Genomic DNA, 2911 nt, shown 5'->3' with positions numbered 1-2911 from the left:
GGGATCACCTCGCTCTATCAAAAACGATGGACGATCGAACCCTTCCACAAGTCGCTCAAGCAGAATGCCGCGCTCGAACGCTCGCCTGCCCACACGGTCACGACGCAGACCAATCACATCTTTGCCACTTTGTGTGCGTTCATCAAGCTCGAGATGCTCAAGCGTAAATCCAAGTCGAATCATTTTGCCTTGAAATCGCATTTGTATCTGCACGCCGTTCAATCAGCTTTTGACGCCCTGCGCCAGCTGCAGCCCGTCACACTGGCTGCGTAACGTGAGTCAATAACTGGCATGGTCGTGCCTATATATCTCGGACCACACCCCACTACTGATCCTTGACCGTCCATGAAACTCCACCGCATCGCGCTGCCCGCGCTGAACTTACTTGCGTTGGTTATAGCGTGGGAATTGGCGGTTCGGATTTTCAGGGTGCCAGAGTTCGTCCTGCCCGCCCCCACCGCCATCTTGGCCACGATGGTCAAGCATGCACCAGCTTTATGGCGCAACAGCCTGTTCACGCTCTACGAAAGCGTGGCAGGCTTTTTGCTGTCCGTCCTGATCGGTGTGCCGCTCGCGATCGCCATCGTGTGGTCGGCCTATTTGCGCAACACGCTCTATCCGATTCTGCTGCTGTTTCAGTCCATTCCTAAGACCGCCATTGCGCCATTAATCATCCTGTGGCTGGGATATGGCGACTTATCCAAGATCGTAATCGCCTTTCTGGTGGCCTTCTTCCCTGTCGTTGTAGACACAGCCATGGGCCTGATGAGCGCTGATGGTGATGCGCTGGATCTAGTGCGATCACTGCGCTCGACGCGCTGGCAGGAGTTCGTGCATATCCGGATGCCGCACGCACTGCCGGCGTTCTTCAGCGGCGCAAAGGTGGCAATCACGCTGGCCGTAATCGGCGCGGTCATCGGAGAGTTCGTCGGAGCGAGTAACGGTTTGGGCTACCTGATCCTTCTATCCACGTCGTCATTGCAGACCGACTTGGTGTTCGCCTGCCTGATCATCCTGGCCGCCCAGGGCATCATGCTGTTCTACTTGATCGAGTCGATCGAGTGGTTGGTTCTGCCATGGAATCGCAGTAGTCATGCGCAAATGGCCGAACCTGCCTTCAATGCGGCCGGGCGTGGTGGATAACTCACGACACTATGCCGCTATCGAACATGATCGAGCTGCACCATGTGCGCAAGCTGTATCCGCCTCGCTCTAGACACGGGCAGCCGGTGCTAGCCGTGGCCGACGTGACGTTCGACGTTGCCCGGGGTGAGTTTGTGTCCATCGTCGGCCCCTCTGGCTGCGGCAAGTCCACTCTGGTCAAAATGCTGGCTGGGCTGATGGACATCACGGCCGGCGAAATCTACGTCAACGGCCAACCAGTGTGTGGGCCGCACAGCGACATCGGGATCGTGTTTCAGACGCCAACGCTGCTGAAGTGGCGCAGCGTGCTGGACAACGTGCTGCTGCCGTTGGACATCCTCCGCAAGCCACGCCTAGCGTTCACCGAGCGTGCAGAAGAATTGCTGCGTTTGGTGGGGCTGTGGGATTTTAGGAACGATTACCCAAGTGTGTTGTCGGGCGGCATGCAGCAGCGCGCTGCCTTGTGCCGCGCGCTTATTCACGATCCGTCGCTCCTGGTCATGGACGAACCCTTCGGCGCGCTCGATGCCTTCACACGCGAGGAGATGAATTTGGAACTCCTAAAGCTGTGGGCGGGGCGAGAGGCAGGGAGGCAGAAGACGATCGTGTTCATTACCCATTCCATCCCCGAAGCGGTACTGCTGTCGGATCGAGTGATCGTGTTCTCGCCGCGACCGGGAACAGTAGATTCGATTTTCGAGATTAACTTGCCTCGCCCGCGCACCGCCGACTTGCAGTATTCAGAGCAGTTCCAAGCTTATGCGCGCAACATTCGGTCACGCATTGGTGTAGCCGCCAATGCCGCTGTCGCTCAGCAAAACACACCTCGACCCACCCGCGCCCTCGTCTAGCCAAACTAACTAATCATCTAATCATCGACTTCCGCTTTACAAACCCAGCCACTTGGGCCAAAGTCGTAAGAAAGCCCAGCTTTGGCCGCATGAACACTGCACTCCCTTGTCCGCGCAACATATCTATACACCTTCCGCTTGCTCTACTTGCTTTCGCTATATTTACCGCACCCGTTGGCTCGCTGCCAACGCAGCTGATCGGCTCACGCGGATACCAACGTGATGATTCAGTAGCATAGCAGCAGCGGCCACGTTGCTGGCCTGCACATCTACTCTACGACATCCGAGGTATTGGCAGCGTGTCATTATTGTGGAATGCTGGCCGGCGACACGGCCGGTAGCGAATTCGACGGAGAACTGAGATGACAACGCATCGCGACGAGACCGACCAAGGCGAGGCCGCACTGCTGATCGAAGTGACGCCGGCGACGATACAGGACGAATCGGCTCCGGCATCGCGCGAGTGGCCCACAGAGCGCGGCATAACTTCCTCGGTCGTGCGCAAGGCCACGGACAAGGCCATGGATGCCGCGTTCGAGACCATCGAGCACATAGCGCAGAGGACGGCCTAGCTGATTGCCAAGATGCAGAGCGCGGACGACCAGAAGATGCCGGCCAGCCTCGACGTCGAGTTTGGCGTGAGCTTCAGCGGAGAGCTTGAGGCATACGTGGCCAAGACTGGAGCCGAGGGCACGATCAGCGTCAAGCTGAGTTGGGACGTTGAGGTCACCAGCCGGGTGACCCTCTCAGGCTGCGGCCCTGTTATCCCTCCGAGAATTCCGCGCGCCAAGCCTAGACTTGTATCATCGCGTAGCAACTCTGTCCAACACTCGTGGGAGCATCTGCGAAAGATGACGGACCTGCTGCGGAATGATGCCGCCGAAACCACTCCCGATGACGGATGGGCATTTACCTCA

The 2911-nt window shown here is 58.0% G+C and carries 5 protein-coding genes; all 5 read left to right on the top strand.

Features of this window, described 5'->3' with window-relative positions:
- A partial coding sequence (locus GXH28_RS15630; RefSeq protein WP_169239943.1) for a transposase occupies positions 1–273 on the top strand: 273 nt, incomplete at its 5' end.
- 72 nt (positions 274–345) lie between these two features.
- Complete coding sequence (locus GXH28_RS15625) at positions 346–1143, top strand: ABC transporter permease (RefSeq protein ID WP_169239942.1); 798 nt, start codon at positions 346–348, stop codon at positions 1141–1143.
- Positions 1144–1154: 11 nt separating this feature from the next.
- Positions 1155–1994 carry an ABC transporter ATP-binding protein gene (locus GXH28_RS15620; protein WP_169239941.1) on the top strand — a complete coding sequence of 280 codons (840 nt, stop codon included), beginning with the start codon at positions 1155–1157 and terminating at the stop codon, positions 1992–1994.
- Positions 1995–2356: 362 nt separating this feature from the next.
- Positions 2357–2566 carry a hypothetical protein gene (locus GXH28_RS15615; RefSeq protein ID WP_169239940.1) on the top strand — a complete coding sequence of 70 codons (210 nt, stop codon included), beginning with the start codon at positions 2357–2359 and terminating at the stop codon, positions 2564–2566.
- A gap of 12 nt (positions 2567–2578) precedes the next feature.
- Positions 2579–2911 (top strand): CU044_2847 family protein (locus GXH28_RS16090; protein WP_304515804.1); only part of this gene is annotated, 333 nt, incomplete at its 3' end.

Source organism: Candidatus Roseilinea sp. NK_OTU-006 (assembly GCF_012931985.1).
Lineage (GTDB): Bacteria > Chloroflexota > Anaerolineae > J036 > Brachytrichaceae > JAAFGM01.
Note: the sequence above shows the minus strand (reverse complement) of the source record. Positions and strands in the feature narration are given on the sequence as shown.

Bases quoted from the DNA above. Each gene is read 5' to 3' on its own strand.
- GXH28_RS15625 (WP_169239942.1), top strand. From the start codon at position 346: ATGAAACTCCACCGCATCGCGCTGCCCGCGCTGAACTTACTTGCGTTG.
- GXH28_RS15620 (WP_169239941.1), top strand. From the start codon at position 1,155: ATGCCGCTATCGAACATGATCGAGCTGCACCATGTGCGCAAGCTGTAT.
- GXH28_RS15615 (WP_169239940.1), top strand. From the start codon at position 2,357: ATGACAACGCATCGCGACGAGACCGACCAAGGCGAGGCCGCACTGCTG.